Raw genomic sequence first — 23,216 nt, forward strand, 5'->3', positions numbered from 1 at the left:
CCCGGGCGGCGTCGACCGCCTCCCCGCGGGAGGCCTAAGTTGGGGTGGTGACCGAGTACGACCGCCCCGAACTCGAGGCCTTCTGGCGCCTCGCCCGCGAGACGCTGGAGGGTGGCGGCCGCTCGGCGTTCAGCTTCCGCGTCGAGGACGCGAAGACCGCCGCCGTCCTCGGTGAGCTGCTGCGCAAGCCGATCAGCCACCCGGCACGCCGGCAGATCTCGCTGGCACGCCTGGACGAACACCTCCGCGCCCACGGCAGCACGTTGCCCGAGGTGCTGGAGTCGGTGCACGGCAAGCCGATCGGCCTGTCGACCACCCGGGAGGCCTCGACGGCCGATGCCGTGCTGAGGTTCGCCCTGCGCGAGCACGGGCTGCTCGGCGAGCCGTGGGCCGCGGAGTGGATCGAGCACGTGCGCCGGTACGGCAAGATCCCACAGCCCGCGCTGCCGATGATCGCGAACCAGGCCGCCGCGGTCCTCGCCCGGCTGCGTCCGGAGCCGCGGCGGTGGACGACGCGTTTCGCGATGGCGGGCAACGACCTCGACGACGGCAGGCCGCTCGCCCGGATCGTCCACAGGGCACTGTCGCTGGCGGGGCTCGACTGGGAGCGGGCCGGGGTGCTCCGCGACGCCTACGGCGACCCGGTCCTGACCTCGCAGGGCTACCTGACGCTGAACGACACGCTCGAGGCGGACGAGGTCACCGTCGTCCGCAACCCCCGCCTGCTCGAGTCCGGTCTGCCCGGCCCGCTGGTGGTGCTCCCGCACGGCCTGACGCCGCAGGCGAAGCACCACCTGGACGGCAAGACCGTGCTGTGCCACAACGACTTCACGCCGGACGGCATCCGGGTCGTGAACGAGGTCCTCGCCTGGACCGGTGGAACGGCGTGGCGGATGTCCTCAGCCGACTACCGCGAGGCCGTCGCCACGCTGATCGCACGCGGCGTGGAGCTGCCGACGCTGAACAGCCGCCCGGTGGAGGCGAGCTGGGACCCCGGCCTCGCCGGGACCATGGCCACCACCGGGCTGGTGGTCACCGAGGAGCACGTGCTGCCGTCACTGCTCTGACGTGGCGCCAGACCAGCTCTGCAGCATCCGGAACGCGATCGACGCACCACCGGCGAGGCCGAGGCCCGGGACGCTGCCCGGTTCCTCGATGGCCTGCCGCACGTCCGCCCGCGAGACCCACTTGGCCTCGGCGATCTCGCCCTCCGCGAGCCGCAACGGCTCGGCGGGGTCGGCCACCGCCTCGAACCCGATCATCAGCGACCGGGGGAACGGCCACGGCTGCGAGCCGAGGTAGCGGATGCCGTGGACGGCGACCCCGACCTCCTCGGCGATCTCGCGCGCCACGCAGGCCTCCAGCGACTCGCCCGCCTCGACGAAGCCCGCGAGGACGGAGAACCGCCCCTCCGGCCACTCCGGGCCGCGGGCCACCAGGACCTGGTCGGCACCGTCGTGGACCAGGCAGATCACCGCGGCGTCGGTGCGCGGGTACTCCTCGCGGCCGCATCCCGAGCACACCGACGTCCAGCCGGACTTCTCCAGCACGGTCCGCGCGCCGCACTTGGCGCAGTACTTGCCGAGGCGGTGCCACTGGAACAGCGCGGCGGCGGTCGTGAAGAGGCCGGCCCACAGGTCGTCCAGGGTCGCGCCCGCCTGCCGCAGGTCGAGCCACTGCGGCTCGTCCGTGAGTTCCGGCGAGCCCCAGGCGCGGCCGGCCGGTGCCACCTCGCCCTCCTCGGCGGGCATCAGGACGGCGAAGTACGCCACGCCGTCCTGCTCACCCAGCAGGACGGCGTTCACGGGAGGCTGGTCGCCGAACTCGACGGCCGGGCGGTCGACCACCCGCGTGCCGCGGTCGGCGACCAGGGTGCGGCCGCGCGTGTCGACGACCAGCATGCGCGCCTTGGGCCAGAGCGCGGCGAGCTTCTCGTCGTCGCCGCGCAACGGCTCGCACCTGTCGACCGCGGACCGCGACAGCGCGGGCAGGTCGGCCAGTTCGAAGCTCACCGGGACGAGACCTCGCCCAGGTCGACTCCGCCCAGGGCCGCGAGCTTCGGCTTGAGCTGCTCGGCGTCGCCGACGAGCACACCGGTGAAGTTCGCCGGCGCGAAGAACTCCAGCGCGGCCGCGGCCACCTCCTCGGCGGTGACGGCGGCGAGGCGCTGCGGGTGCGCCACGAGCCAGTCGATGCCGAGGCCCAGCGCGACGAGGTTCACGAGGAACGACGCCAGGCCGGACTGCGAGGACGTGCTGGTGAGCAGCGTTCCGACGGCGTAGCTGCGCGCGGTGTCCACTTCGGACTGCGACGGCGGCACGAGACCGAGCCGCGCGAGCTCGTAGCGGGTCTCGAGCAGTGCCGCGGCCGTCACGTCGGACGCCGTGTCCGCGTCGATCAGCAGCGTCGCGCCGTGGACGGTGAACTCCGGGTGCGACCGGGCGCTGTAGGTGTAGCCCTTGTCCTCGCGGATGTTCTCGACGAGCCGCGAGGAGAAGAACCCGCCGTAGACGAGGTTCGCGAGCTGCAGCGCCGGGTAGCGCGGGTCGGTGCGCGGGATCGCCTGCGCGGCGAGGCGGATCTGTGACTGCACGGCACCGGCGCGGTGCACGAGCTTCACGTCGCCGCCGGACACCGCGGGCAGCGGCGGCAGCTGGACGGCCTCGCCGTCGCCCTGCCACGCGGCCAGCGCCTCGCCGATGCGGGTCACGGCCTCGGACGGCTCGACGTCGCCGACGACCACGAGGACGGAACCGCGCGGCAGCAACGCCTTGCCGTGCAGCGCCACCACGTCCTCACGGCTGACGTTCGCGACCTCGTCGGCCTCGGGCATCTCCTTGGCGTACGGGTGGTCGCCGTACAGCAGCGTCTGCAGCGCCTCGCGGGCGATGACGTTCGGCTGCGACCGGGCGAGGGCGATGCGCTCGACGAGGCGGGCCCGTTCGCGCTCCACCTCCTCCGCCGGGTAGGACGCCGAGGTCAGCACGTCGCGCAGCACGTCCAGGACGGTGTCGAGGCCGGTGGCCAGCGCGTTGCCGGTGATGCTCAGCCGCTCCGGGTCGACGACGGCGTCGAGCTCACCGCCGACGAGGGCCAGCTCGGTGTCGATCCGCACGCGGGACCGGGACCGCGTGCCGGTCAGGACGGTGTTCGCGAGGATCTCGGCGATCGCGGAGTGCTGCGACCCGGCGCTGGAGCCGGACGGGTCCGCGAACGGGACGCGCAGCCGCAGCTCGACCATCGGCACGGTGGCGCGGCGGACCGCGATCACGCGCAGGCCGTTCGGCAGCGTCGTGTCCACAGTGGACAGATCGGCCGCCGCCTTCTGGCTGCCCAGCTCGGGCAGCGGGCGCGGGCCCGCCCCGGTGCGTCCGATCTCCTCGGCGGACCGGTGGGTCTTGCTCCCCGAAGAGGAAGTCGAGGCGGTCACTGGGATCCTCCGGTGGGCTTGACGAAGAGAAGGGCGCGGGAGTCGGGACGCAGCGCCTTGGCCGCGGCCGACACCTCGTCCACGGTCACGGAGGCGATCCGCTCGGGCAGTTCGTAGATGAGCTCGGCGCGGCCGAACAGCAGCTCCGCCGAGCCGAGGCCCAGGGTGCGGTTCGTGAGCCGGTCGTGCTCCTTGTGCATGGTCGACGCCCAGCGGGCGGTGACCTTCGCGAGTTCCTCGGCCGACGGCGGCTCCTGCGCGAGCTTCTGCAGCTCCTCGTCGATGGCCGCGATGACCTGGGAGGCCTCGACCTCCGGCGTGTGGATCGCGGTGATGCTGAACGTGTCGGGGTCGCGGGCCTCGAGCGGGCCGAACAGGCCGCAGCCGGCGTTCAGGTCGATCACGATGCCCTCGCGGTGCACGAGGCGCTGCTGCAGGCGCGAGCTGTCGCCGTCGGTCAGCACGCCCGCCAGCACCAGGTACGCGAGGTAGCCGTCGATGTCCGTCGTCGGGTCCGGCACGCGGTAGCCGATCGCGATCGCGGGCAGCGGGGCCAGCGCGTCGCCGTGCTCGTGGCGCACCTCGCCCTGCGGGGCCGGCTCGGCGAACGAGGGCCGCTCGGGCTTCGGCCGCGCGGGCACGTCGCCGAAGTGCTTCTCCACCAACGCCTTCGTGGCCTCGACGTCGAGGTCGCCCGCCACCGTCAGCACCGCGTTCGCCGGGCTGTAGTAGGTGTCGAAGAACTCCGCGCAGTCGTCGATCGTGGCGCTCTCCAGGTCGACGAAGTCGCCGTAGCCGTTGTGCGCGTTGGCGAACGTCTTGAACAACACCGGCGGCAGGAGGATCCAGGGGAACCCGCCGTACGGGCGGTTCAGCACGTTGAGCCGGATCTCCTCCTTCACCACGTCGATCTGGTTGCGGAGGTTCTCCTCGGTGAGCTTCGGCGCCCGCATGCGGTCCGCCTCGAGGAACAGCGCCCGCTCCAGGGCCGCGCTCGGCAGCACCTGGTAGTAGTCGGTGTAGTCCGGGTGCGTGGACCCGTTGAACGTGCCGCCCGACGACTGCACGTGCCGGAAGTGGGCCAGCTTCTCCAGGCTCTCGCTGCCCTGGAACATGAGGTGCTCGAAGAGGTGCGCGAACCCGGTGCGCCCCTCCGGCTCGGAACGGAAGCCGACGTCGTAGTGCACGCTGACGCCGACGACCGGTGCGCCGGCGTCGGGGGCGAGCACCACCCGCAGGCCGTTGGGCAACGTGAACCTGTGCAGTTCGGGTGAGGCCATGCGGCAAGCCTACGGGTTCGGCGCCCGGAGCGATCGCAGGTGGCCCGCCTGGGCGAGCACGCCGTCGAGCGCCCCGAGGAACGCCGGGAAGCTGCGCCGGAAGTCCGAAGCGTTGCCGTACCAGTACAGATCTTGCCGGCCGAACGCCTCCAGCCAGCGCTCGGTCTCGCCGAGCACCACCGCGTAGGGCAGCGACCGGGAGAACACCAGCTCGCGGTCGGCCTCGGGAACGTCCTGCGGTGTCACCCCGTGGAGGTACCCGCGCAGCCCGCGGACGTGCTCCAGCAGCTCGCTGCCGCGCTTGGTGCGGGCGGGCATCGACCGGGCGCCGATCGCGAGGGCGACGCCGCCGACCGCGACCGCGAGGCCGAACAGCGCGTTGCCGACCGTGAGCGCCAGCACGACGGTGGCCACCAGGCCCAGCACCGCGAGGCCGATGCCGACCCACCAGAACAGGCTGCGCTCGGCGTCGGGGCGGCGCACGAACCAGCGCTTCTCGACGACGTCGGCGTACAGCTCGTCGCGCACGCGGGCGAGGTCGACCTGACGGCCGCGCAGCTCCGACACCGTGACGGCGTCGGCGCCCTGCGGCAGGAGGGCTTCGTAGACGGCCCTCTCGTACCCGGACAGCGAGGCGTCGGCCGGGTTGCGGCGCACGATCTGCCAGTCGTGGCCGAAGCCGTCCTCTTGGCGCACCTCCGCGATCCACAGGTAGTTGCGGACCGCGAGGTCGATGACCGTGGCGGTCACGTCGACGACGTCCACGTGCTCGTCGACGACGGTGCCGACCTGGCCGGGCAGCACGCCGTCGGGAGAGGCGAACGCGACCCGGCCGCCGGCGTCGCGGACCAGCACGGAGACCGCGCCGACCTCGCTCGCGAGCGCCGCCGCGTCCCGGCCGCGCAGGTACCAGAGCAGGGCGACGCCGCCGAGCAGCAGCACCAGCAGCCCGCCGAGCGCGGCACCGCTGATCGGCGTCAGCGCGAACGCGGCCGCGAGCCCGGACTGCTCGACCACGACGGCGTTGGGCGGCACGACGCCCGCGGACAGTCCGATCGCGACGTCGACGCGTTCGCCGGCGCCGAGCTTGATCTCCTGAGCGCGCACGCCCTTGCCGTCCGCGAGGTCCGCGCTCGTGCAGGGCTGCGACGAGCCGACGGGGCCGGCGAGGCAGTTGACCGACGTCGGGGAGTCCGGTGCGGAGAACGAGACGGAGACCTTGTCGAGCTCGGTGTCCCAGCCGCCCGCGACCTGCCACCGGACCTCCAGCGCGTCGCCGACGGGGGCGACGGCGCCGACGACCGTGTAGGTCAGCGTGCTCTGGCCGCCCTCGAACGTGGTGGAGAACTCGTCGTCGCCGACGGTGGTGCCGCCCCTGCCCTCGACCTTGGCGTCGGTGACCTCGTAGCGGCGCTCCAGGTCGTTGCCGACCGCGAGTCGCAAGGGGACGGTCCGCTTGACGGTCGTGCCGTCCGGGACCTGGACGGTCTCGGTGACGGAGAGCCGGGAGTCGCGCTCCAGCTTCATCCGCACCTCGGTGCTGACCGTGCCGGGAAGCGGCTGCGCGAGCGCGCCGGCGGTCGTGCCCGTGGACGTGGCGGACGTCAGCGCGACGGCGACGAAGATCGCCGCACCCCAGTTCTTCAACACGGCTGCGGACAATAGCGGAGTCCTCATATGCTCCGGCGGACTTTCGAACAGACGCCAACTGGGGGATTTTCGGCGATGACGCAACCACCGCCGCCGGGCCACCGGCCGCCACCACGCCCGGTGGGGCCGCCTCCCGTGCCCGCTCCGCCGCCGTACGGGCCGCCGATGCGTCCCCGTCCGGTCCAGGGCCCGCCGCCCGGCACGCGTCCGCCGATGGGACCGCCTCCTCCTTACGGCGCTCCTCCCGCGTACGCACCGCCGCCCGGCCGTGCGCCGCTGCCACCACCGCGCCCGATGATGCCGCCGCCGCGTCCCGTGATGCCGCCGCCGCAGCCGGCGTGGGGTCAGCCGCACCCCGGCGGGTTCGGACGGCCGCCGTACCCGGTGATGCCTCCACCGCGCCGGAGTGGCAGCGGCCCGGTCCTGGCTCTCGTGCTCGGCGGTGTCGTGGTCCTCGGCCTCGGCGCCATCGGGGTCTTCGCGGCGACGATGAACAACAAGGTGCGGGACGCGGGCTACTCGAACTACACGACGTACAGCCCGGCTTACTCCTCCCCGGCCACGACGACCAAGACCACCACGACGACGCCGAGCAGGAGCACGACGTCCCCGAAGACGTCGACGCAGCCGACGCCGGTGGGGCCGAAGGCCGTCTACAAGCTCGCCGACCACCCGATCTTCGCCACCAACGTCGGCGCGAACGACTTCGACTCGTGCCCGTTGCCGAAGATGGAGTACAACCCGGCGGGCGAGCAGCGGTTCCTCGCGGCCGCACTGCCGTGCATCGAGAAGGCGTGGCAGCCGGCGTTGAAGGCGGCGAACCTGCCGTACCAGCCGGTGGAGCTGCAGGTGTTCACCGGCACCACGCAGACGCCGTGCGGTTCGCGGCAGGCCAACTCGACGGCGATGTTCTGCCGCGGCGTCATCTACTGGCCCGGCAACTTCTACGCCAGCGAGGGCGGCACGACGATCCGGCACCCCGGCGTCTACCTCGGCCAGCTCGGTCACGAGTACGGCCACCACGTCCAGTGGCTCACCGGCATGCTCCGCGCCGCCGACCAGGCCCAGTACGACGTCGGCGGGTTCGACACCCCGAAGGGCCTGGAACTCAACCGCAGGCTCGAGCTGCAGGCGACCTGCCTCGGCGGCATGACGCTCGCGCCGTTCTCGCACAAGGGCGTCGTCCCGATGGACGTCGTGAACACCGGTTTGAGTGACGCGGGCAAACGCGGTGACTACAACCGCAGGCCCGACCACGGCAGCGCGCCCAACAACGAGCGCTGGGTCATGCACGGCCACCGGCAGAACAACATCAAGGCGTGCAACACCTGGGCGGCGAGCCCCGGCGACGTCTCGTGAACCGATCCCCCGGCCCGCGCGTCTCAAGGTCGTGGACAGGACGCGTTAGCCCGGTCGGGGGACACGTGATCTCGGTCCGCCTATGCTCGTACCCGACCCAGGACGACCAATGGGGGGGACCTCAGGCGATGACGCAACCACCGCCGCCGGGCTCATGGCCGCCGCCGCGCCCGGTCGGCCCGCCGCCGATGCCCGCACCGCTCGGGCAGCGTCCGCCCCAGGGCTCCCCGCCCCCGTACGGCATGCCGCCGCAGGGCCCGCCGCCCGCGCAGTACCCCCAGTACGGGCCTCCTCCGCCGCCCGGCCAGGTCATGCCGCCGCCGCAGCCGTCGTGGGGCACGCCTCCCGGTGGTTACGCGCCGTACCCGATGGGCCCGCCGCCGCCCCGCAAGCACAACGGCCCGGTGATCGCCCTGATCCTGGGCGGTGTGGTGGTCCTCGGTCTCGCCGCGGTCGGCGTGTTCGCGGCGACGCTGAGCAGCAAGGTCAAGGACACGGGTTACTCGAACTACACGACCCACAGCCCGACGTTCGGGGCGCCGACGACCACGGACGCCCCCACGACCACGACGGCCCCCTCGCGCGCGACGCCGTCGCGCACCCCGTCCACGCCGGCGACCCCCGCGGGTCCGAAGGCCGTGTACGCGCTCGCGGACCACCCGTTCCTCAAGGCGAACTTCGGCGCGAACACGATCCCGGGCTGCGCGCTGCCGGCGATGGACTACTCCCCCGCGGGCCAGGACCGGTTCCTGCGCGCGGCGCTGCCGTGCATCGAGAACATGTGGAAACCCGCGCTGCAGGCGGCGAACCTGCCGTACCAGCCGGTCGAGCTGCACATCGTCACCGAGACCGCCCAGTACCCGTGCGGCACGGTCCGCCCGGACCAGACCGCGCGCTACTGCCAGGGCGGCATCTACTGGACGGCGAACGCCTACGCCGCCGAGCGCAACCCGAACAACCCGAACCACCCCGGCAAGTACCTGGGCCAGCTCGCCCACGAGTACGGCCACCACCTCCAGTGGCTCACCGGGATGCTCAAGGCGTCGGACCGCGCGCAGTACGACGCGGGCGGGTGGGATACTCCGAAGGGCCTGGACCTGAACCGCCGGATGGAGCTGCAGGCGACGTGCTTCGGAGGCATGACGCTCGCTCCCCTGTCGCACGGAGCGATCCCGATCGACGTGATCAGGGTCGGCCTGACCGACGCGGGCAACCGCGGTGACTACGACATCTACCCGACGAAGGACCACGGCACACCGCAGAACAACGCGAACTGGGTCGACCGGGGCTACCGGTCGAACAAGGCGTCCGAGTGCAACACCTGGGCCGCCGACCCGGCTTCGGTCTCCTAGGAAGGGGAGAGCGTGACCCCACCGGCCGACAACAACCCGGTCCTGCTCGCGGGAGTGTTCGTGCTGGTGGTCGCGTTCGTCCTCGGAATCGGTCAACTGAGCCGTCCCGCGGTGGTGGCGGGGCACGCCCTGGCGGGCTCACGTCCGGCGCCCGCCGCCTCGACCGAGCCGACGACCCCGATCCGCCCGAGGGCCGTCTACCGGCTGGCGGACCACCCGTTCCTCGTCAAGCCGGTCTCGGTGCCCCCGGTGACCTGCACGTTGCCGCCGTTCGGCACGTCGGACCAGCAGCTGGCCGCCTACTACGCGGCCGGCGTGGAGTGCCTCGACACGGCCTGGGGCCCGCTGCTGTCGTCGGTGAACCTGCCGTTCGACAAGCCGGTGCTGGACGCGTCGCCGGAGCTGAAGGACGGCCCGTGCGGCGCCGCCCCGGAGTCCGGGCACGCGGTGGCGTACTACTGCGGCCGCAACCGCACGATCTACATGCCGACGTCCCGGCTGCGCGACAACGGCGGCGGTGAGGCCCCGGCCACGCACCTGGCCACGCTGTCGCACGAGTACGGCCACCACGTGCAGGCCCTCACCGGCATGCTGCGCGCGGCGGACCTGAAGATCATCGACGCGGGCGAGAAGACCCCGGCGGGTCTCGAGATGTCGCGGCGGGTCGAGCTGCAGGCGAACTGCTTCGCGGGCATGTTCCTGGCGTCCGCGGCGGGCCGGGGGTCGCTGACGGCGAACCTCGCGCGGCAGGCGCAGGAGGACTTCCGGTTCGCGATCGAGGAGAAGCCCGAGAACAACGCCCACGGCTCGGCGGAGAACCAGGCGAACTGGGCGTCGGCGGGCTTCCGGGCGAACTCGACCGACGCCTGCAACACGTTCTCGGCGCCCGCGGCGCAGGTCGCCTAGCGCAGGTGCGTCCGCTCGTCGACGTGACGGGTGGGCGTGCCCAGGAACAGCTTGGTGTCGCCGATGGGGCCATGGGCCAGGTTCAGCGTTGTCTGCTCGTAGTTCCAGCCGCCGTCGCGGGGCCGCGCCCAGCGGTGGTTGATCTGCCACCGGACCCACTCACCGGGCGAGAGCCGCACCGGCGACGGCCGCACCCTCCGGTGGGGCGTGGCCATCATGGTGTCGTGCAGCTGCACGGCCAGCACGCCGTCTTCTTCGCGCAGCATGACGTGGACGCGGTCGACCTCCCGGCTCTCCGGCGACCACACGGGCACGAAGTCCTCCCACTCCCGCAGCCGGACCTCGTGCACGGCGGGCCCGCTACGCGACAGGATCAACCGGGGGGAGCACCACGCGGAAGACCGCTCCCCGTTCGGACGGCTCGCACGTCAGGTCGCCGCCGTGCGCCCGGACCACGCCGCGCGCGATGGCGAGCCCGAGTCCGGACCCGCCCGAACGCCGGTCGCGGGCGTCGTCGAGCCGGACCAGCCGGTCGAAGATCCGCTCCCGTTCGGACTCCGGCACCCCGGGCCCGTTGTCGGACACGGTGAACCCGGTCAGGTCGACGCGGATGCGCACCGTCCCCTGTGGACCGGTCGCCTGCCGCGCGTTGTCCACGAGGTTCGCGAGCACCTGCGCGAGCCGTTGGCCGTCGCCCACCACGGCGACCGGGACGCCCTCGGCGGTGATGTCGAAGTCCGGGGCCACGAACCGGGTGCGCGCGACCTCGGCCTCGGCCAGCGCCAACAGGTCCACCGGCTCGCGCTGCATCTCGTAGCCCGCGTCGAGCTGGGCGAGGGCGAGCAGGTCGTCCACCAGCCGTCCGGCCCGCCGGGCCTCGCGCACCAGCAGGAAGGACATCTGGTCGCGGTCGGGCGAGTCGACGGGGGCCTGCACCAGGGCCTCGGCGACCGCCTGCACCCCGGTGATCGGGGTCCTCAGCTCGTGCGCGGCGTCGGCGACGAACCGCCGGGTCCGCTGCTCGGAGCCCTCCAGCGAGTCGAGCATCCCGTCGAAGGCGGCCGCGGTGCGGCCCAGTTCCGTGTCGGTCCGGGACGGGTTGAGCCGCCCTCCCCGGTGCCCGGCGGCGATGGCCTGGGCCAACGACGTCATGGCGTCCAACGGCGCCAACGCGCGCCGCACCACCACCACGATCAGCAGCCCGGTGATCACGATCGCCCCGAGGCCCAGGACCAGCAGCAGCTTGCGCAACCGGTGCTGCGCCTGCGAAATCGCCTCGGTGTCGGCGTAGAGGGTGACCTTGTTGCCGCCGACGTTGCGGGTCTTGCGCTCGAACTGCCCCTCGTCGGGCGCGGCGCCGACCACGCCCCCGTTGGGCAGCTCGATGGTGACGTGGATGTTCCGCTTCGACAGCTGGCGCGCGACCTCTCGCGGTGCCACGCCGTTGCGCAACGACACCACCGCACGCGTCTCGGCGTCGCGCAGCACCCCGTCGACGTCGCGGGAGGACTGGCGGGCGAACGTGCGGTCGACCGCGATGACCAGTGCCACGAGCACCAAGAACAGCACCAGCAGCACGGACACCGCGACCCGTCGGCGCAACGAGACCGTGCGGAGGTTCATTCGTCGGCCCGCAGCACGTACCCGAGGCCGCGCACGGTGTGCACGAGCCGTGAGCCGTGTTCTTCGATCTTGCGGCGCACGGCGCTGACGTGGACCTCGACGAGGTTGGGGTCGTAGTCCTCGTAGCCCCACACGGCCGTGAGGATCTGCGTCTTGGAGACCACGCGGCCGCGCTGGGCGGCCAGGTACACGAGCAGCCGCAGTTCGGTGGCGGTCAGCTCGATCGCCTCGTCGGCGCGCAGGACGACACCGGCGTCGGCGTCCACGACCAGGTCTCCGACCTGCACCGTCGAGGGCGTGCGGCCGAGGCGGCGCAGCACGGCGGACACCCGCGCGACCAGTTCGGCGAGCACGAACGGCTTGCCCACGTAGTCGTCGGCTCCGCCGGAGAGGCCGCGCAGCCGGTCCGGCACACCGTCGCGCGCGGTCAGCATGACCACGCCGGCCCCGGACGAGCGGCGGATCACCTCAAGCAGCTGGAAGCCGTCGCGGCCGGGCAGCATCACGTCGAGCACGACCAGGTCGGGGCGGAACCGGCCGAGGTCGGCCTCGAGCTGGCGCCCGTCGAGGCGGTGCTGCACCTCGTACCCGGTTTCGCGCAGCGCGGACGACACCGCGGCGCCGATCGCCTCGGCGTCCTCGATCACCAACACCCTGGCGGACACCACACCATTCTGCTGATCACCGGCGGTTCGGGCGACCCACCTTCAGCTCGCGCTCAGCATGGGCGCGCACCCTGAGGTGCATGTCGAAGAAATCAGCGTGGGCCGGCGCCGTCGTCGCGGCCGTCGGCCTCACCGTGGGCGGCATCGCGGTCGCGACGGCGGCCGAAGGTCCCGGCGGTCCCGCGGCGGTGTTCGCGGAACGCCACCCCGGCGGTCCCGGCAAGCCCGGCCACGCGGACAGGGCGAAGCTCAAGGACGGCACCCTCGTGGTCGGACGGGTCAGGTCGGTCGAGTCCGGCAAGCTCACCGTCACCAAGGACGACGGCGGCGAGGTGTCGCTGACCACCGACGGCTCCACGAAGCTGCGCGGCGGCGACCTGGCCGGGCTCAAGGCCGACCAGCGCGTCACCGTGCGCGTCAAGGACGGCAAGGCGCTGGACGTGGCGCTCGCGAAGGCCCAGGAGCGGGGCACGGTCAAGGACGTCAACGGCGACAACGCCACGTTGATCCAGGTGGACGGCCTGCAGACGCCGCTCGACCTGTCCGCGGTGAGCGAGAAGCCGAAGAACGGCGACCTCGTGGCCGTCACCGGGACGGTGACCGACGGCAAGACCATCGAGGTCGACCGGCTGCGGCAGCTGCCCAAGTAGAAACCTGGGCTCCACGCGGGCCGCCCCGTCTGCGAACATCGCACTGTGGCGGTTCCGCGAAGCCCGGACAGATGGGTGTTCATCCTGCTGGTCGTCGGACTGGTCGGGATCGGGGTCGCGGTCGCGCTTCTCGTGCCGCTCAAGGTGCTGGGCGCGACCGAGCCCCTGAGACCCGTGGCCGCGACCGTCGTCGAGACGGGGTCGTGCGGTCAGGGCATGGACACCGTCGAGTGGGACGCGAACGGCGAGAAGAAGCAGGCGAAGCTCGACGGCTGCGGCCACACGAAGGGCGAGAAGGTCGAGATCGTGCTGACGGGCGGCGACATGGTCTCGTCCGCCGCCTCCGTCCCGTCCGGCCCGCCGATCACGAGCCGCCTCACCGCGCTGCTGCTGTGCCTCGCAGCGCTGGCGGGCGGCTTCTACGCGTTCCTCTTCCGCTACGCGCCGCTGCGCGCACCGGCCGTGCTGCCGGTTCCTACTCCTCGCCGGGCGGGGTCACGTTCTTGACGTAGATTGGCGCGCTCACCGTTCCGCCGGGTGCAAGGTAGTGCGTTTGCCCAGGTCAGTGCTATTCGCGCAACCACAGCAACGGCCCGAATGGTGCCGTACTGAGACCCTTACCGCCAGGGCTGAAGCCGGGAGGGGCGGCTTAGGTCTAGGCCCATCAGCCCCTAGACGAGTAATGCGTAAGTCGGTTAGTGGTCGTAGGCGGTCAGGGACCGGGTGACGGGTTGGCCGGTGGCGCGGTTGTGCCAGATTGCGGCTGTGAGGGCCAGAAGTCGTTGGGCGATACGGACTCCGACGCCCTCGATGGTGCGGCCGCCGTGCTGTTCGAGGTCGAGCTGTCCTTTGAGCGTGTCGTTGACTGATTCGATGAGTTGGCGGATGGACTTGAGCAGTGGCTCACCGGGGTGCGGGGTCCGGTTGCGGTAGGACGGCCGGATCAGCCGGACTCCGCGTGCGGCGAGGTAGTGGTCGAGTTCGCGGGAGACGTAGCCCTTGTCGGCGATGATCAGCAGTCCGGGGCGGTCGGCGAGCAGGTGGGGTTCGTGGTCGCAGATCGCCATGAGCACCTGTCGCTCGTCGATTTTCGGGTCGGCCAGTGCCCAGGTGATCGGCAGCCCGGCCGGGGTGCAGACCAGGTGCAGGCGCAGGCCCCAGAACCAGCGGGAGTGTGAGCGGCAGTAGCCGTATTTGGCCCAGCCGGCCAGCTCCGAGCGCTTGACCGTGGGCAGGGAGCGGCCGCATTCGACCGGGGTGGAGTCGACGATCCAGGTGTCGTCGGTCCACAGGTCGGTGTCGGTCGCCAGCCAGCGCATGACCTGCTTGACCAGGGGTAATGCGGCGCGCAGGCGGCGGTTGCAGCCGGACTGGCCGGGCAGGTACCGAAACGCGCCGGGCATGCGGGCGGGCAGGAACCGCAACCACCTGGCCTCGGAGGTGAACCCCAGCAGCGCTTGGGCCACGGCCAGGGTGACCAGTTCGGCGTCGGTGAGTTTCGGTGGCCTTCCGAAGCGGGTCCTGCCCGCGAGCCGGTCGTCGATCTTGACGTAGAATGCGGTGAGAAGGGTGTTCAGATCGGTCGTCACAAACTGATCTTGGACACCCTTCGTCCGTCTCCGACTACCGCCTCGACTTACGCATTACTCGTCTAGCCGGGCCGCCCGCGATGACCACCGACACCGCCGAGCATCAGCCCACTCGCAGGCTCCGCGCCGATCCGCTCGCGGCGCGATGGAATGGAGCTGCGAGCGGATCGGCGCGAGATCAGGTGGTGCTAACGGCGGTGCTGTTGCATCCCCTGCCGGGCACGCACACCTGCAGCGTGCCGGACAAGCCCTCGGGCAGGTCCAGGTTTTTCTGCCCGCACGGAGACCCCGCGCCGCTGTCGGAAGTCGAGTAGGTCCGCCCCTGCACGGTCAGGGTGGCGTTGACGTCGAGACCGTCCTCCCGGGTGTCACAGGCTCGCAGGATCTCCCCGTAGCTGTCGAAGTCCGCCCGCCCCAGAGAGCCGTAGGTGACCTGGTAAAGCGCCTGCACCCCAACCGGGGAAGCGGTGGCCGTCGTGGCCGTTACGAGCCCGGCCACCACCGCCATCACGGTCGTGGCGGCAATTTTGCCCAAATGCGGCATGTTCGTGATCTCCACTCTTTGGTCGGCGGACGCTTTCGTGCCCGCCACTTCATCAAGCCGCTTCCACCCCATCGTGTGAACCCCCCAGCGCTAGAACAACCCGATCGAGTGTTGTTTGACTCCAACCCGTTTGGCGGATTCCTACTCCGTGTCGTCAACCCCCACTTGTCATCCAACGAGGTCCGAATAACGGAATACGGAGCGCTGAGTTGCTGGACGAGAGCCTGGTTAATGCGGATGGACTATCCGGAAGTTCGGTCAGATGCCGCGCCACCTGCCCAAGGTCGCGAACCTCGATTGGAGGCCAGTGGCGGCGATGGCGGGGCAGGGAGGCACCTAGAGAGTTCTCCCTGTCCCCCATCGCACAGCCCGCACCGGCTGACGTGGCGGGCGAGCTGGCCGCCCAGGCCGTCGCGCAGGTCGCCCGCGCCCGGCAGTGGCTGCCTCCCCGGACAGAACACTAAAGCCGGGAGGGGATTGGTACGGCTCGGACCGGTCACCGCGCGGAGCGCCAAACTGCCGGAAGCGAATGGCACGAGGGTGGCTGGATGTTCGCTCAGCCCAACGGATTGCCGATCGACCCGAGCAACGACCGGAAGGACTGGAAAGCGTTCTTGGCTGAAGCCGGAGTGAGGGACGCCCGACTGCACGACGCGCGGCACACCGCCGCGACCGTGCTACTCATACTCGGCGTGCCAGAGCGCGCGGTGATGGAGTTCATGGGCTGGTCGAACATCGCGATGGCAGCGCGCTACATGCATGTGACCGCGCCAGTCCGGCGAGATGTCGCCAGGCGCATCAACGGGTTCATCTGGGACGAGTGAGACCCAAACTGAGACCCTGGGGGGGCCACCTGACACCGGGTGGCCCCTTTCGTGCTGGTAGGAGGCCTGCGCTACTCCTCACCAGGGGGCGTTACTTTCTTGACGTAGAGCAGCCGGTCGCCGGGCTCGATCGCGTCGGCCTCCGGTGCGTCCACCCGGTAGAGCGTCTTGCCCCGCACCACTCCGAGCACTATGTCGGGCAGGTGCCGCGGCGACCCGCCGATCTCGCCGGGCTCCACGTCCCGTTCGGAGATCGCGAGACCCGCGTCGGGCGTGAGCAGGTCCTCCACCATCGCCACCACCGACGGCGTCGCCGTGGCCATGCCGAGCAGGCGGCCCGCCGTCTCCGACGACACCACCACGGAGTCCGCGCCGGACTGCTTGAGCAGGTGCTCGTTCTCCCGTTCCCGCACCGACGCCACGATCTGCGCCTTGGGGGCGAGCTCGCGGGCGGTCAACGTGACCAGCACCGCCGTGTCGTCCCGGTTCGGGGCGACGACGATCGCTCGCGCCCGTGCCGCACCTGCGACCCGCAGCACGTCGTTGCGCGTACCGGAGCCGTGCACCGTGACGAGCCCGATGGCGGACGCCGCGTCGAGCGACTCCTGCACGGTGTCGACGACGACGATCGAGCCGGGCTCGACACCGTCCCCGAGCAGCGCCGCGACCGCGGAGCGCCCCTTGGTGCCATAACCCACGACCACCACGTGGTCCCGCACGACCCGCCTCCACTTCTGAATCCGCAACGCCTGACGGGAGCGTTCGGTGAGAACTTCGAGTGTCGTGCCGACCAGCACGATCAGGAACAGGACCCGCAACGGCGTGATGACCAGGACGTTGATCAGCCTGGCCGACGACGACGCGGGCGTGATGTCGCCGTAGCCGGTCGTCGAGAGTGACACCGTCGCGTAGTAGAACGCGTCGAGCAGTGACACCCCGTCCTCGTTGACGTCGCGGTAGCCGTCCCGGTCCAGGTAGACGATCAACACCGCGAGCAGCAGCGCCGCCATGGCGCCGATGACGCGTTTCAGGATGGCGCGGACCGGGCTCTGCACCTGGTCCGGCATCCTGATCACGCCGACGAGCGAGTGCGCCGCTTCGTCAGTCAGGCTCATCGAGTCAACCTCTTCGCGATGTCCGCTTGGGCGAGGATCCGCCACAGGTGAGCTGCCGCCTCCGCACCCTTGAGGAGCAACGGCACCACTACGCGCTCGTTCGGAGCGTGGACGCGATCATCCGGCAAGGTCGCGCCGAGGTACACCAGGGGCACCCCCGCCAACGCCTGCAGCAGTGCCGCGGGCCCCGAGCCGCCCGCCCGCGCGAACCGGACGGGCTCGTCGAAAGCGAGCGACATGGCCTCGACGACCGCCTCGTTGGCGGGGTCGTCCGGGCGGATCGCGTACGGCGGCACGCCCTCGCCGCGCAGGACGACCTCGGACCGGATGCCCCGTGGCGTGTGCTCGCGGACGAACTCCCGCAGCTGGGCCGCGACCTTGTCGGGGTGCTGGTCGGGCACCAGCCGGAAGCTGATCTTCGCCGTGGCGGAGGCCGGGATGATCGTCTTGAAGCCGGGGCCGGTGTAGCCGCCGCTGATGCCGTTGACCTCGGCGGTGGGCCGCACCCAGATCCGCTCGAGCGTCGTGTAGCCCGGTTCGCCCTGCGTCGCCTGCGCCCCGCCGCCGTTGTTCGCGAGCCACCTCTCCTCGTCGAACGGCAGCGAGGCGTAGTCCTCCCGTTCCTGCGCGGTCGGTTCGCGGACGTCGTCGTAGAAGCCTTCGAGCCGGATCCGGTGGTCGTCGTCGTGCAGCGCGGCGACGAGTTTCGCGAGTGCCGTGGCGGGGTTGGGAATGGCGCCGCCGGCCCGTCCGGAATGCACGTCGTCGGTGCCGCCGAAGAACGTGACCTCCGCGCCGAGAACACCTCTTTGACCGGTGTTCACCGTCGGCGCGTCGCGTTCGTGCAATGCGGTGTCGGTGAACACCACGAGATCACAGGAGAGCTGGTCCTCGTGGTCTTCGAGGAGCTTTCGCAGGTGCGGGGAACCCGATTCCTCCTCGCCCTCGACGAAGAGCTTCAGCGTGACCGCCGGCGCACTCCGCCCGGTCGCCGCCAGGTGCGCCTTCAGCCCGAGCAAGTGCATCGCGACCTGCCCCTTGTCGTCGCTGGCGCCGCGGCCCAGGAGCTCGTCGCCGCTGATCACGGGCTCGAACGGCGGGTGGTCCCAGCGCTCGACGGGATCGACGGGCTGCACGTCGTGGTGCCCGTAGACGAGCACGGTCGGCGCCTGCGGGTCCTCGGCCGGCCAGCACGCGAACACGGCGGGAAGCGCCGGCCCGTGGTCCCAGACCTCGACCTCCGGCCACCCGTCCTCGCGCAGCCGGTCCCGCAGCCACTCGGCGGATTCGTGCACGTCGGCGTGGTGCCGAGGATCGACGCCGATGCTCGGGATGCGGACCCACTCGCACAGCCGGGCCACGAAGGAATCGGTCAGCGCGGCCACAGCGGCGCGTTCGGGATGACGAGAATCACCTGCCACGCCCGTGGAGAATAGGCCAGCCCCACTTCGCCTACGCGGCGTAGGCATGACAGGGTGACCGCATGGAACACAATCGTTCCCGATCGCGGTCGGCGCTGGCGCTCGCCGCACTGCTCGGCCTGGCGGGGGCGACCCACTTCACCAGGCCGAAGCACTACGACGCGATCATCCCGCGCTCCCTGCCCGGCACCCCGAGGCAGTGGACCTACGCCTCCGGCGCGGCCGAGCTGGCCGTCGCGGCTGCGGTCGCCGTCCCCCGCACCCGCCGCCTCGGCGGGTTCGCCGCTTTCGCACTCTTCATCGCGGTGTTCCCGGCGAACGTGAAAATGGCTCTGGATTTCCGCGCCAAGTCGCCTCGAGCCCGCGCAATCGCCTACGGCCGCCTACCACTGCAGATCCCACTCGTCGCCTGGGCGTGGAAAGTCGCGAAAGCCGCACCTTGACCACCCTGGGCAATCCTTGACGAAGTGCCCCGCAAACGCTGTCATTTTCCGCGCGAGCAACCCTAGGATGCGCCTGTGCACACGCTCCTTCAGCGCACCGCGACCGCGCTCGGCTGGGACGGAGTCGTCGTACCCGACGTCGCCGTCCTGGGCCAGCAGGTGTCCGCGGTGGTGCGCTTGCTGCCGGAAGTGCACGAGTGGAGAACCCAGAACGGCTGGCCCCCGAGAGCCGACCCGTCCTGGTTCCGCTCCTGGTTCGAACCGGCCGCACACGACCGCCTCCCGGTGGCCGCCGTGGAACTGGTCGGCGTCCTGGTGAGCGAGTCCACGACAGACCGCGCCCTCCAGTCGTGCGGCACCCTCCTGACCCTGGCCCCGTGCGCCGTGCTGCTCCCGCGCACCGACGAGTCCCTGGCCTGGTCGTACATCGAGCTCGACTACTACGGCATCGGCGTCGTGGTGGCCGACGACCTGTCGGCGGACCTGATGGTGCCGCCGGAGGACAGGTCGCCGGAGTTCGGGCCTTCGCTGTTCGGGCGGTGGCTGCTCGAGGTGTTGTACGAGCGGGTGCTCAAGGCTTCGCACGCGCCCGCGGGGAGCAGCTCGCAGGGGTGAGGCGGCCTGCCGGGTGAGGCGGCGTGCCGGGGGGCCCGCTGGGCGAGGCGGACTGCTCAGGTGACGTGCCTACTCAGATGACGTGCCTGTTCCGAGAGCCCGCAGAGCGGCAGCCTGCCGCTGCCCCCGCGCGCTTCCTTGTCACGCAACGAGTGAAACGCGCTTTGGGTTCCCGGCTGTCCACAGGTTACCCGGCCGGGCATCACCGCAGGTCAGAGAGCCGCTTCCTGTGGACAACTCGCGATCATGCCCTCGCCCCGCCTCATGACGTGATCTTCCGGCCCACCGCCATCCCCTGACACCGCCATCCCCTGGCACGGCCCTCGCGCGAAGCTCGCCACGACCGCGCTGCGGTTCGCCCGTCACGACCCCACCGAGCGGATCAGGTCCTTCAGCCCCTGCTCGTCCAGCAGGTCCGCCGGCCGCACCGTCACGTCGTGCCGCACGTAGTGGAAAGCCGCCCGCACGCGCTCCAAAGGCTCGCCGACCAGAGCCGCCCAAGCCAGCCGATACGCGGCGAGCTGCACCGACAGTGCGGGGAGGGCCTCGTCGTCCGGCACCGCGCCCGTCTTCCAGTCGACGACGGTCCAGCCGTCCGGGTCGCGGTAGACGGCGTCCATGCGGCCTCGCACCGAGATGCCGTCGAACTCCGCCTCGAACGGCACCTCCACGTCGTGCGGGGTGCGGTCTGCCCAGGTGCTGGCGAGGAACGTCTCCTTCAGGCGTTCCAGGTCCGCGTCCGGGGCGGCGTCGGCGTCGCCTGCTCCCGGTAGTTCGTCGAGGTCGAGCAGGCGGGTGGCGCCGAAGCGGTTTTCCAGCCACGTGTGGAAGGCGGTGCCTCGGCGGGCCAGCGGGTTCGGTGGGAACGGCAGCGGGCGGCGCAGGCGGCGGGCCAGTTGGTCCGGGTCCTTGGCCAGTTCCACCAGCTGTGAGACGGAGAGGTGGTCCGGGAGGGCCACCTGTTCCCTGCGGTTCTGGGAGGCGGCGCGTTCGGCCAGCAGCACGTCGACGTCGCGGGCCCAGCCTTCCGGGTCCTCGTCCTCGGGCATCTCGGGGTCGTCGGGGACCACGTCGTCGGGGAGCGGTTCGGGCTCCGGCGGGAAGTCGTCGTCCGGCGGCTCGTCGGTGGGGGGCGGGTAGTCCTCGTCGGTCACGTCGGCGGAGGTCTCGGGGGACTCGAACACCAGCGGCAACGGCTCCGGCGGGGCGTTGCGCAGGGCGTCGAGGGCCGCGAGGACCATCGAGGCGCCTTCGACGACGGCGTCGCGGCGCTTGCCCAGGGGGTCGGCGGGCCAGATGGACGACTTCACGTCCTCGGCGAGCGGGTTCGGGGTGTCGGGTTCGGGCTCGGGGGCCCACACCGAGATGTCGCCGGGCGGGTCGTCGCGTTGCAGGACCTCGTGCATCTCCCGCAGGAAGACCGAAGGGCCCTTCGGCTTGTCGCCGGCCTCGGCCCACCAGTGGCCGGACATGAGCAGGCTGTGCTCGGCTCTGGTCACGCCGACGTAGAACAGGCGGCGTTCCTCGACGAGGCGGCGTTCCTCGAACTCCTCGGCGTGGATGGTCAGCGCCTCGTCGACCTCTTTGCGGTTGAAGCCGGCGGACAGCTTCAGCACCGGCAGGTCGGCCGAGTCGCCGCGCAGGGGGGCGGGGAGCTCGGTCACGGACTTGAGCCAGCACGAGGACTTCTTGCGGCCGGGGAACACGTCGCGGACCAGGTGCGGCAGCGCGACGATCCTCCACTCCAGACCCTTCGCGGAGTGGACGGTGAGGATCTGCACGCGGTCCTCGGAGACCTCGACCTCGCCCGGTTCCAGGCCGTCCTCGGCGTGTTCGGCGGTGTAGAGGTAGTCGAGCAGCGACGGGAGCGTCGCGGACGGCGAGGCGGCGGCGAAGTCCATGACGACGTCGGAGAAGGCGTCGAGGTGGGCGCGGCCGACCATGCCGGGGCGTGACATCGACTCGATGTCGAGCAGCAGGGTGCGTTCGACGTCGGCGACCAGTTCGGGCAGCGGCTGGTCGAGCCTGCGCCGCAGCGCCGCGAGCTCGCCGCCGAGCCGCCGGATGCGCCGGTAGCCGTCGGGTGAGTAGGAATCGGGGTCGCCGGGGTCGTCCAACGCATCGGCGAGGCCTGCCTGTTCGGCGTGTTCGCCGGGCAGGGCGTCCGCCAGCACCAGCAGTGGATCGTCTACAACGGACTGTCGTGGTGCGACACCGGCCAGCTCTCGCGCGCGTGACCACAACGCGGCCAGGTCGACGGCGGCGAGGCGCCAGCGGGAGCCGGTGAGCAGGCGGGCCGCGGCGGTGCCGGCCAGCGGGTCGACCAGCACCCGCAGCGCCGACACCAGGTCGCGCACCTCGGGTTCGTCGAGCAGGCCACCGAGGCCGACGACCTCGACCGGCAGGCCTCGTTCGCGCAGCGCCGCCGCGATGGCCGCCATGTCCGAACGGCGCCGCACGAGCACGGCGGCCGTGGGCGGCACGCCTTCGGCGTCGAGGTGCGCTTCCCATTGCGCCGCGACGTTGTCCGCCATCCAGTCGAGCTCGGCGCGGATGTCGGTGTGCAGGGCCAGGCGCACGTCACCGGGCCCGGCACCCGGCCGGGCGCGCAGCTCCTCGACGTCCAGGCCTGCTTCCCGCAGTGGCAGCGACACGGCGTTGGCGAGCTCGAGGACCTCGGGCGGGTTGCGGAAGCTGGTCAGCAGGCCGTACTTGCGGGTCGGCGGGAAGTCGTCGGCGAAGCGCGGCAGGTTCGCGGCCGACGCCCCGCGCCAGCCGTAGATCGCCTGCGCCGGGTCGCCCACGGACGTGACCGGCATCGGCGTGCCGAGCCCGAACAGCGACCGCAGCAGCACGCGCTGCGCGTGCCCGGTGTCCTGGTACTCGTCGAGCAGCACCGCGCCGTACCGCTCGCGCTCCCCCGAGGACACCTCCTCGAAGGCGGCCAGCTGGGCGGCGAGCGACATCTGGTCCGCGAAGTCCAGCGCGGCCTCTTTGCGCTTGCGCTGCTGGTACGCCTCCAGCAACGGCAGCAGGGCGATCCGCAACCGTTGCGCCGCAACGATTTCCTTCAGCTTTTCCGGCAACGCGTCGCGCTGGCGGGGTGCGCGCGGCGCGTTCTCGATCAACGCGCACAGCTCCGAGGCGTGCGCCTGCAACGCCTCGGGCGTCACGAGGTGCTCGCCCAGCTCGCCGGCCAGCGACAGCAGGTACCCGGTGATCGTCGCCGGCACCTTGTCGGTGTCGAGGTCGCGCGCCCACGTCGACACCACGCGGTGCGCGAGCTGCCACGACGCCGTCTCGGTCAGCAGCCGCACGCCGGGCTCCACCGGCAGCCGCAGGCCGTGCTCGGTCACGAGCCGGCCCGCGTACGCGTGGTAGGTGAGCACGACGGGCTCGCCGGTCAGCACGGCCATCTTGCGCTCGCCGCTGGGGTCGAGCTCGTCGAGCAGCGACGACCCGGCCAGCCGGCGCAGACGGGCGCGCACGCGGTCGGCGAGCTGGCGGGCGGCCTTGCGCGTGAACGTGAGGCCGAGCACGCGGTCGGGCAGCACGAGACCGTTCGCGACCAGCCACACCACGCGGGCGGCCATCGTCTCGGTCTTGCCCGCGCCCGCACCCGCCACGACCAGCGCGGGCTGCGCGGGTGCGGCGATGACCTCGGCCTGCTCGGGGGTCGGTTTGTTCAGCCCGAGCGCCTCAGCGATCTCGAACGGGCTGACGGTCACCGTGACATCTTCCTACGCACGC

General features: G+C 71.6%; 20 protein-coding genes and 1 pseudogene. 9 read left to right on the forward strand and 12 right to left on the reverse strand.

All coding sequences use genetic code 11. The annotated features are described in order from the left end of the window. Window positions 1–47: 47 nt before the first annotated feature. Window positions 48–1,067, forward strand: coding sequence for a DUF2399 domain-containing protein (locus tag V1227_RS23220; RefSeq protein WP_329787660.1), 1,020 nt, complete (start codon window positions 48–50; stop codon window positions 1,065–1,067). On the opposite strand, the gene nudC is transcribed toward V1227_RS23220, so the two are convergent. The 4 genes from nudC to V1227_RS23240 are packed head-to-tail and all read right to left on the reverse strand — an operon-like array spanning window position 1,056 to window position 6,360. Next, complete coding sequence (nudC, locus tag V1227_RS23225; RefSeq protein ID WP_329787661.1) at window positions 1,056–2,012, reverse strand: NAD(+) diphosphatase; 957 nt, start codon at window positions 2,010–2,012, stop codon at window positions 1,056–1,058. The genes V1227_RS23220 and nudC overlap by 12 nt on opposite strands. Then, window positions 2,009–3,430, reverse strand: coding sequence for a M16 family metallopeptidase (locus tag V1227_RS23230; RefSeq protein WP_329787662.1), 1,422 nt, complete (start codon window positions 3,428–3,430; stop codon window positions 2,009–2,011). The genes nudC and V1227_RS23230 overlap by 4 nt, the downstream gene beginning before the upstream one ends. Next, window positions 3,427–4,710 (reverse strand): M16 family metallopeptidase, encoded by a 1,284-nt coding sequence (locus tag V1227_RS23235; RefSeq protein ID WP_329787663.1) that lies wholly within the window; start codon window positions 4,708–4,710, stop codon window positions 3,427–3,429. The genes V1227_RS23230 and V1227_RS23235 overlap by 4 nt, the downstream gene beginning before the upstream one ends. Window positions 4,711–4,719: 9 nt before the next feature. After that, a complete protein-coding gene (locus tag V1227_RS23240; RefSeq protein ID WP_329787664.1) occupies window positions 4,720–6,360 on the reverse strand; it encodes a DUF2207 domain-containing protein in 1,641 nt (546 codons plus the stop codon). Window positions 6,361–6,525: 165 nt separating this feature from the next. Here V1227_RS23240 and V1227_RS23245 point away from each other — a divergent pair, with 165 nt between their 5' ends. From V1227_RS23245 to V1227_RS23255, 3 genes are all read left to right on the forward strand, one after another. Beyond that, window positions 6,526–7,719 carry a neutral zinc metallopeptidase gene (locus V1227_RS23245; protein WP_329787665.1) on the forward strand — a complete coding sequence of 398 codons (1,194 nt, stop codon included), beginning with the start codon at window positions 6,526–6,528 and terminating at the stop codon, window positions 7,717–7,719. A 128-nt stretch (window positions 7,720–7,847) separates the two neighbouring features. Next, window positions 7,848–9,071 (forward strand): neutral zinc metallopeptidase, encoded by a 1,224-nt coding sequence (locus V1227_RS23250; protein WP_329787666.1) that lies wholly within the window; start codon window positions 7,848–7,850, stop codon window positions 9,069–9,071. A gap of 12 nt (window positions 9,072–9,083) precedes the next feature. Next, window positions 9,084–9,977, forward strand: a complete 894-nt coding sequence (locus tag V1227_RS23255; RefSeq protein WP_329787667.1) for a neutral zinc metallopeptidase — start codon at window positions 9,084–9,086, stop codon at window positions 9,975–9,977. Here the strand turns inward: V1227_RS23255 and V1227_RS23260 are convergent. From V1227_RS23260 to V1227_RS23270, 3 genes are read right to left on the reverse strand one after another with little or no spacing between them, the layout of a single operon-like run. Continuing rightward, window positions 9,974–10,354 (reverse strand): hypothetical protein, encoded by a 381-nt coding sequence (locus V1227_RS23260; protein WP_329787668.1) that lies wholly within the window; start codon window positions 10,352–10,354, stop codon window positions 9,974–9,976. The two genes, V1227_RS23255 and V1227_RS23260, sit on opposite strands and share 4 nt — an antisense overlap. Continuing rightward, the gene (locus V1227_RS23265; RefSeq protein WP_329787669.1) at window positions 10,338–11,600 is read right to left on the reverse strand and encodes a sensor histidine kinase; all 1,263 of its coding nucleotides are present in this window, start codon (window positions 11,598–11,600) and stop codon (window positions 10,338–10,340) included. The genes V1227_RS23260 and V1227_RS23265 overlap by 17 nt, the downstream gene beginning before the upstream one ends. Further along, a complete protein-coding gene (locus tag V1227_RS23270) occupies window positions 11,597–12,265 on the reverse strand; it encodes a response regulator transcription factor (protein WP_329787670.1) in 669 nt (222 codons plus the stop codon). The genes V1227_RS23265 and V1227_RS23270 overlap by 4 nt, the downstream gene beginning before the upstream one ends. Before the next feature lie 80 nt (window positions 12,266–12,345). On the opposite strand from V1227_RS23270, the gene V1227_RS23275 reads away from it, so the two are divergent. Both V1227_RS23275 and V1227_RS23280 read left to right on the forward strand, forming a co-directional pair. Next, window positions 12,346–12,915 carry a hypothetical protein gene (locus V1227_RS23275; RefSeq protein WP_329787671.1) on the forward strand — a complete coding sequence of 190 codons (570 nt, stop codon included), beginning with the start codon at window positions 12,346–12,348 and terminating at the stop codon, window positions 12,913–12,915. Between the two features lie 45 nt (window positions 12,916–12,960). Further along, window positions 12,961–13,422, forward strand: coding sequence for a hypothetical protein (locus V1227_RS23280; protein WP_329787672.1), 462 nt, complete (start codon window positions 12,961–12,963; stop codon window positions 13,420–13,422). A gap of 188 nt (window positions 13,423–13,610) precedes the next feature. Here V1227_RS23280 and V1227_RS23285 read toward each other — a convergent pair whose 3' ends face one another. Both V1227_RS23285 and V1227_RS23290 read right to left on the reverse strand, forming a co-directional pair. Continuing rightward, window positions 13,611–14,504 (reverse strand): IS982 family transposase, encoded by an 894-nt coding sequence (locus V1227_RS23285; RefSeq protein WP_329787673.1) that lies wholly within the window; start codon window positions 14,502–14,504, stop codon window positions 13,611–13,613. A 178-nt stretch (window positions 14,505–14,682) separates the two neighbouring features. Then, window positions 14,683–15,120 carry a hypothetical protein gene (locus tag V1227_RS23290; RefSeq protein WP_329787674.1) on the reverse strand — a complete coding sequence of 146 codons (438 nt, stop codon included), beginning with the start codon at window positions 15,118–15,120 and terminating at the stop codon, window positions 14,683–14,685. A 431-nt stretch (window positions 15,121–15,551) separates the two neighbouring features. Here V1227_RS23290 and V1227_RS23295 point away from each other — a divergent pair. Beyond that, a pseudogene (locus tag V1227_RS23295) lies at window positions 15,552–15,872 on the forward strand (tyrosine-type recombinase/integrase); the annotation flags it as partial. Between the two features lie 71 nt (window positions 15,873–15,943). Here the strand turns inward: V1227_RS23295 and V1227_RS23300 are convergent. Further along, entirely contained in the window at window positions 15,944–16,987 is a 1,044-nt protein-coding gene (locus V1227_RS23300; protein WP_090099617.1) for a potassium channel family protein, read from the reverse strand. Beyond that, a complete protein-coding gene (locus V1227_RS23305) occupies window positions 16,984–18,408 on the reverse strand; it encodes a M20/M25/M40 family metallo-hydrolase (protein ID WP_329787675.1) in 1,425 nt (474 codons plus the stop codon). The genes V1227_RS23300 and V1227_RS23305 overlap by 4 nt, the downstream gene beginning before the upstream one ends. 62 nt (window positions 18,409–18,470) lie before the next feature. Between V1227_RS23305 and V1227_RS23310 the strand changes: the two genes are divergently transcribed. Continuing rightward, entirely contained in the window at window positions 18,471–18,851 is a 381-nt protein-coding gene (locus V1227_RS23310; RefSeq protein ID WP_329787676.1) for a DoxX family protein, read from the forward strand. A 75-nt stretch (window positions 18,852–18,926) separates the two neighbouring features. Next, window positions 18,927–19,466 (forward strand): hypothetical protein, encoded by a 540-nt coding sequence (locus V1227_RS23315; RefSeq protein WP_329787677.1) that lies wholly within the window; start codon window positions 18,927–18,929, stop codon window positions 19,464–19,466. A gap of 362 nt (window positions 19,467–19,828) precedes the next feature. On the opposite strand, the gene V1227_RS23320 is transcribed toward V1227_RS23315, so the two are convergent. Further along, complete coding sequence (locus V1227_RS23320; RefSeq protein ID WP_329787678.1) at window positions 19,829–23,194, reverse strand: ATP-dependent helicase; 3,366 nt, start codon at window positions 23,192–23,194, stop codon at window positions 19,829–19,831. Between the last annotated feature and the right edge of the window lie 22 nt (window positions 23,195–23,216).

Source organism: Lentzea sp. DG1S-22 (genome assembly GCF_036321065.1).
GTDB classification, from domain to species: Bacteria; Actinomycetota; Actinomycetes; order Mycobacteriales; family Pseudonocardiaceae; genus Lentzea; species Lentzea jiangxiensis.

What these genes read in the sequence shown, in the direction of transcription:
- V1227_RS23235 (WP_329787663.1), bottom strand. Translation starts at nt 4,710, where the DNA reads ATGGCCTCACCCGAACTGCACAGGTTCACGTTGCCCAACGGCCTGCGG.
- V1227_RS23245 (WP_329787665.1), top strand. Translation starts at nt 6,526, where the DNA reads ATGCGTCCCCGTCCGGTCCAGGGCCCGCCGCCCGGCACGCGTCCGCCG.
- V1227_RS23250 (WP_329787666.1), top strand. Translation starts at nt 7,848, where the DNA reads ATGACGCAACCACCGCCGCCGGGCTCATGGCCGCCGCCGCGCCCGGTC.
- V1227_RS23265 (WP_329787669.1), bottom strand. Translation starts at nt 11,600, where the DNA reads ATGAACCTCCGCACGGTCTCGTTGCGCCGACGGGTCGCGGTGTCCGTG.
- V1227_RS23275 (WP_329787671.1), top strand. Translation starts at nt 12,346, where the DNA reads ATGTCGAAGAAATCAGCGTGGGCCGGCGCCGTCGTCGCGGCCGTCGGC.
- V1227_RS23290 (WP_329787674.1), bottom strand. Translation starts at nt 15,120, where the DNA reads ATGGGGTGGAAGCGGCTTGATGAAGTGGCGGGCACGAAAGCGTCCGCC.
- V1227_RS23300 (WP_090099617.1), bottom strand. Translation starts at nt 16,987, where the DNA reads ATGAGCCTGACTGACGAAGCGGCGCACTCGCTCGTCGGCGTGATCAGG.
- V1227_RS23310 (WP_329787676.1), top strand. Translation starts at nt 18,471, where the DNA reads ATGGAACACAATCGTTCCCGATCGCGGTCGGCGCTGGCGCTCGCCGCA.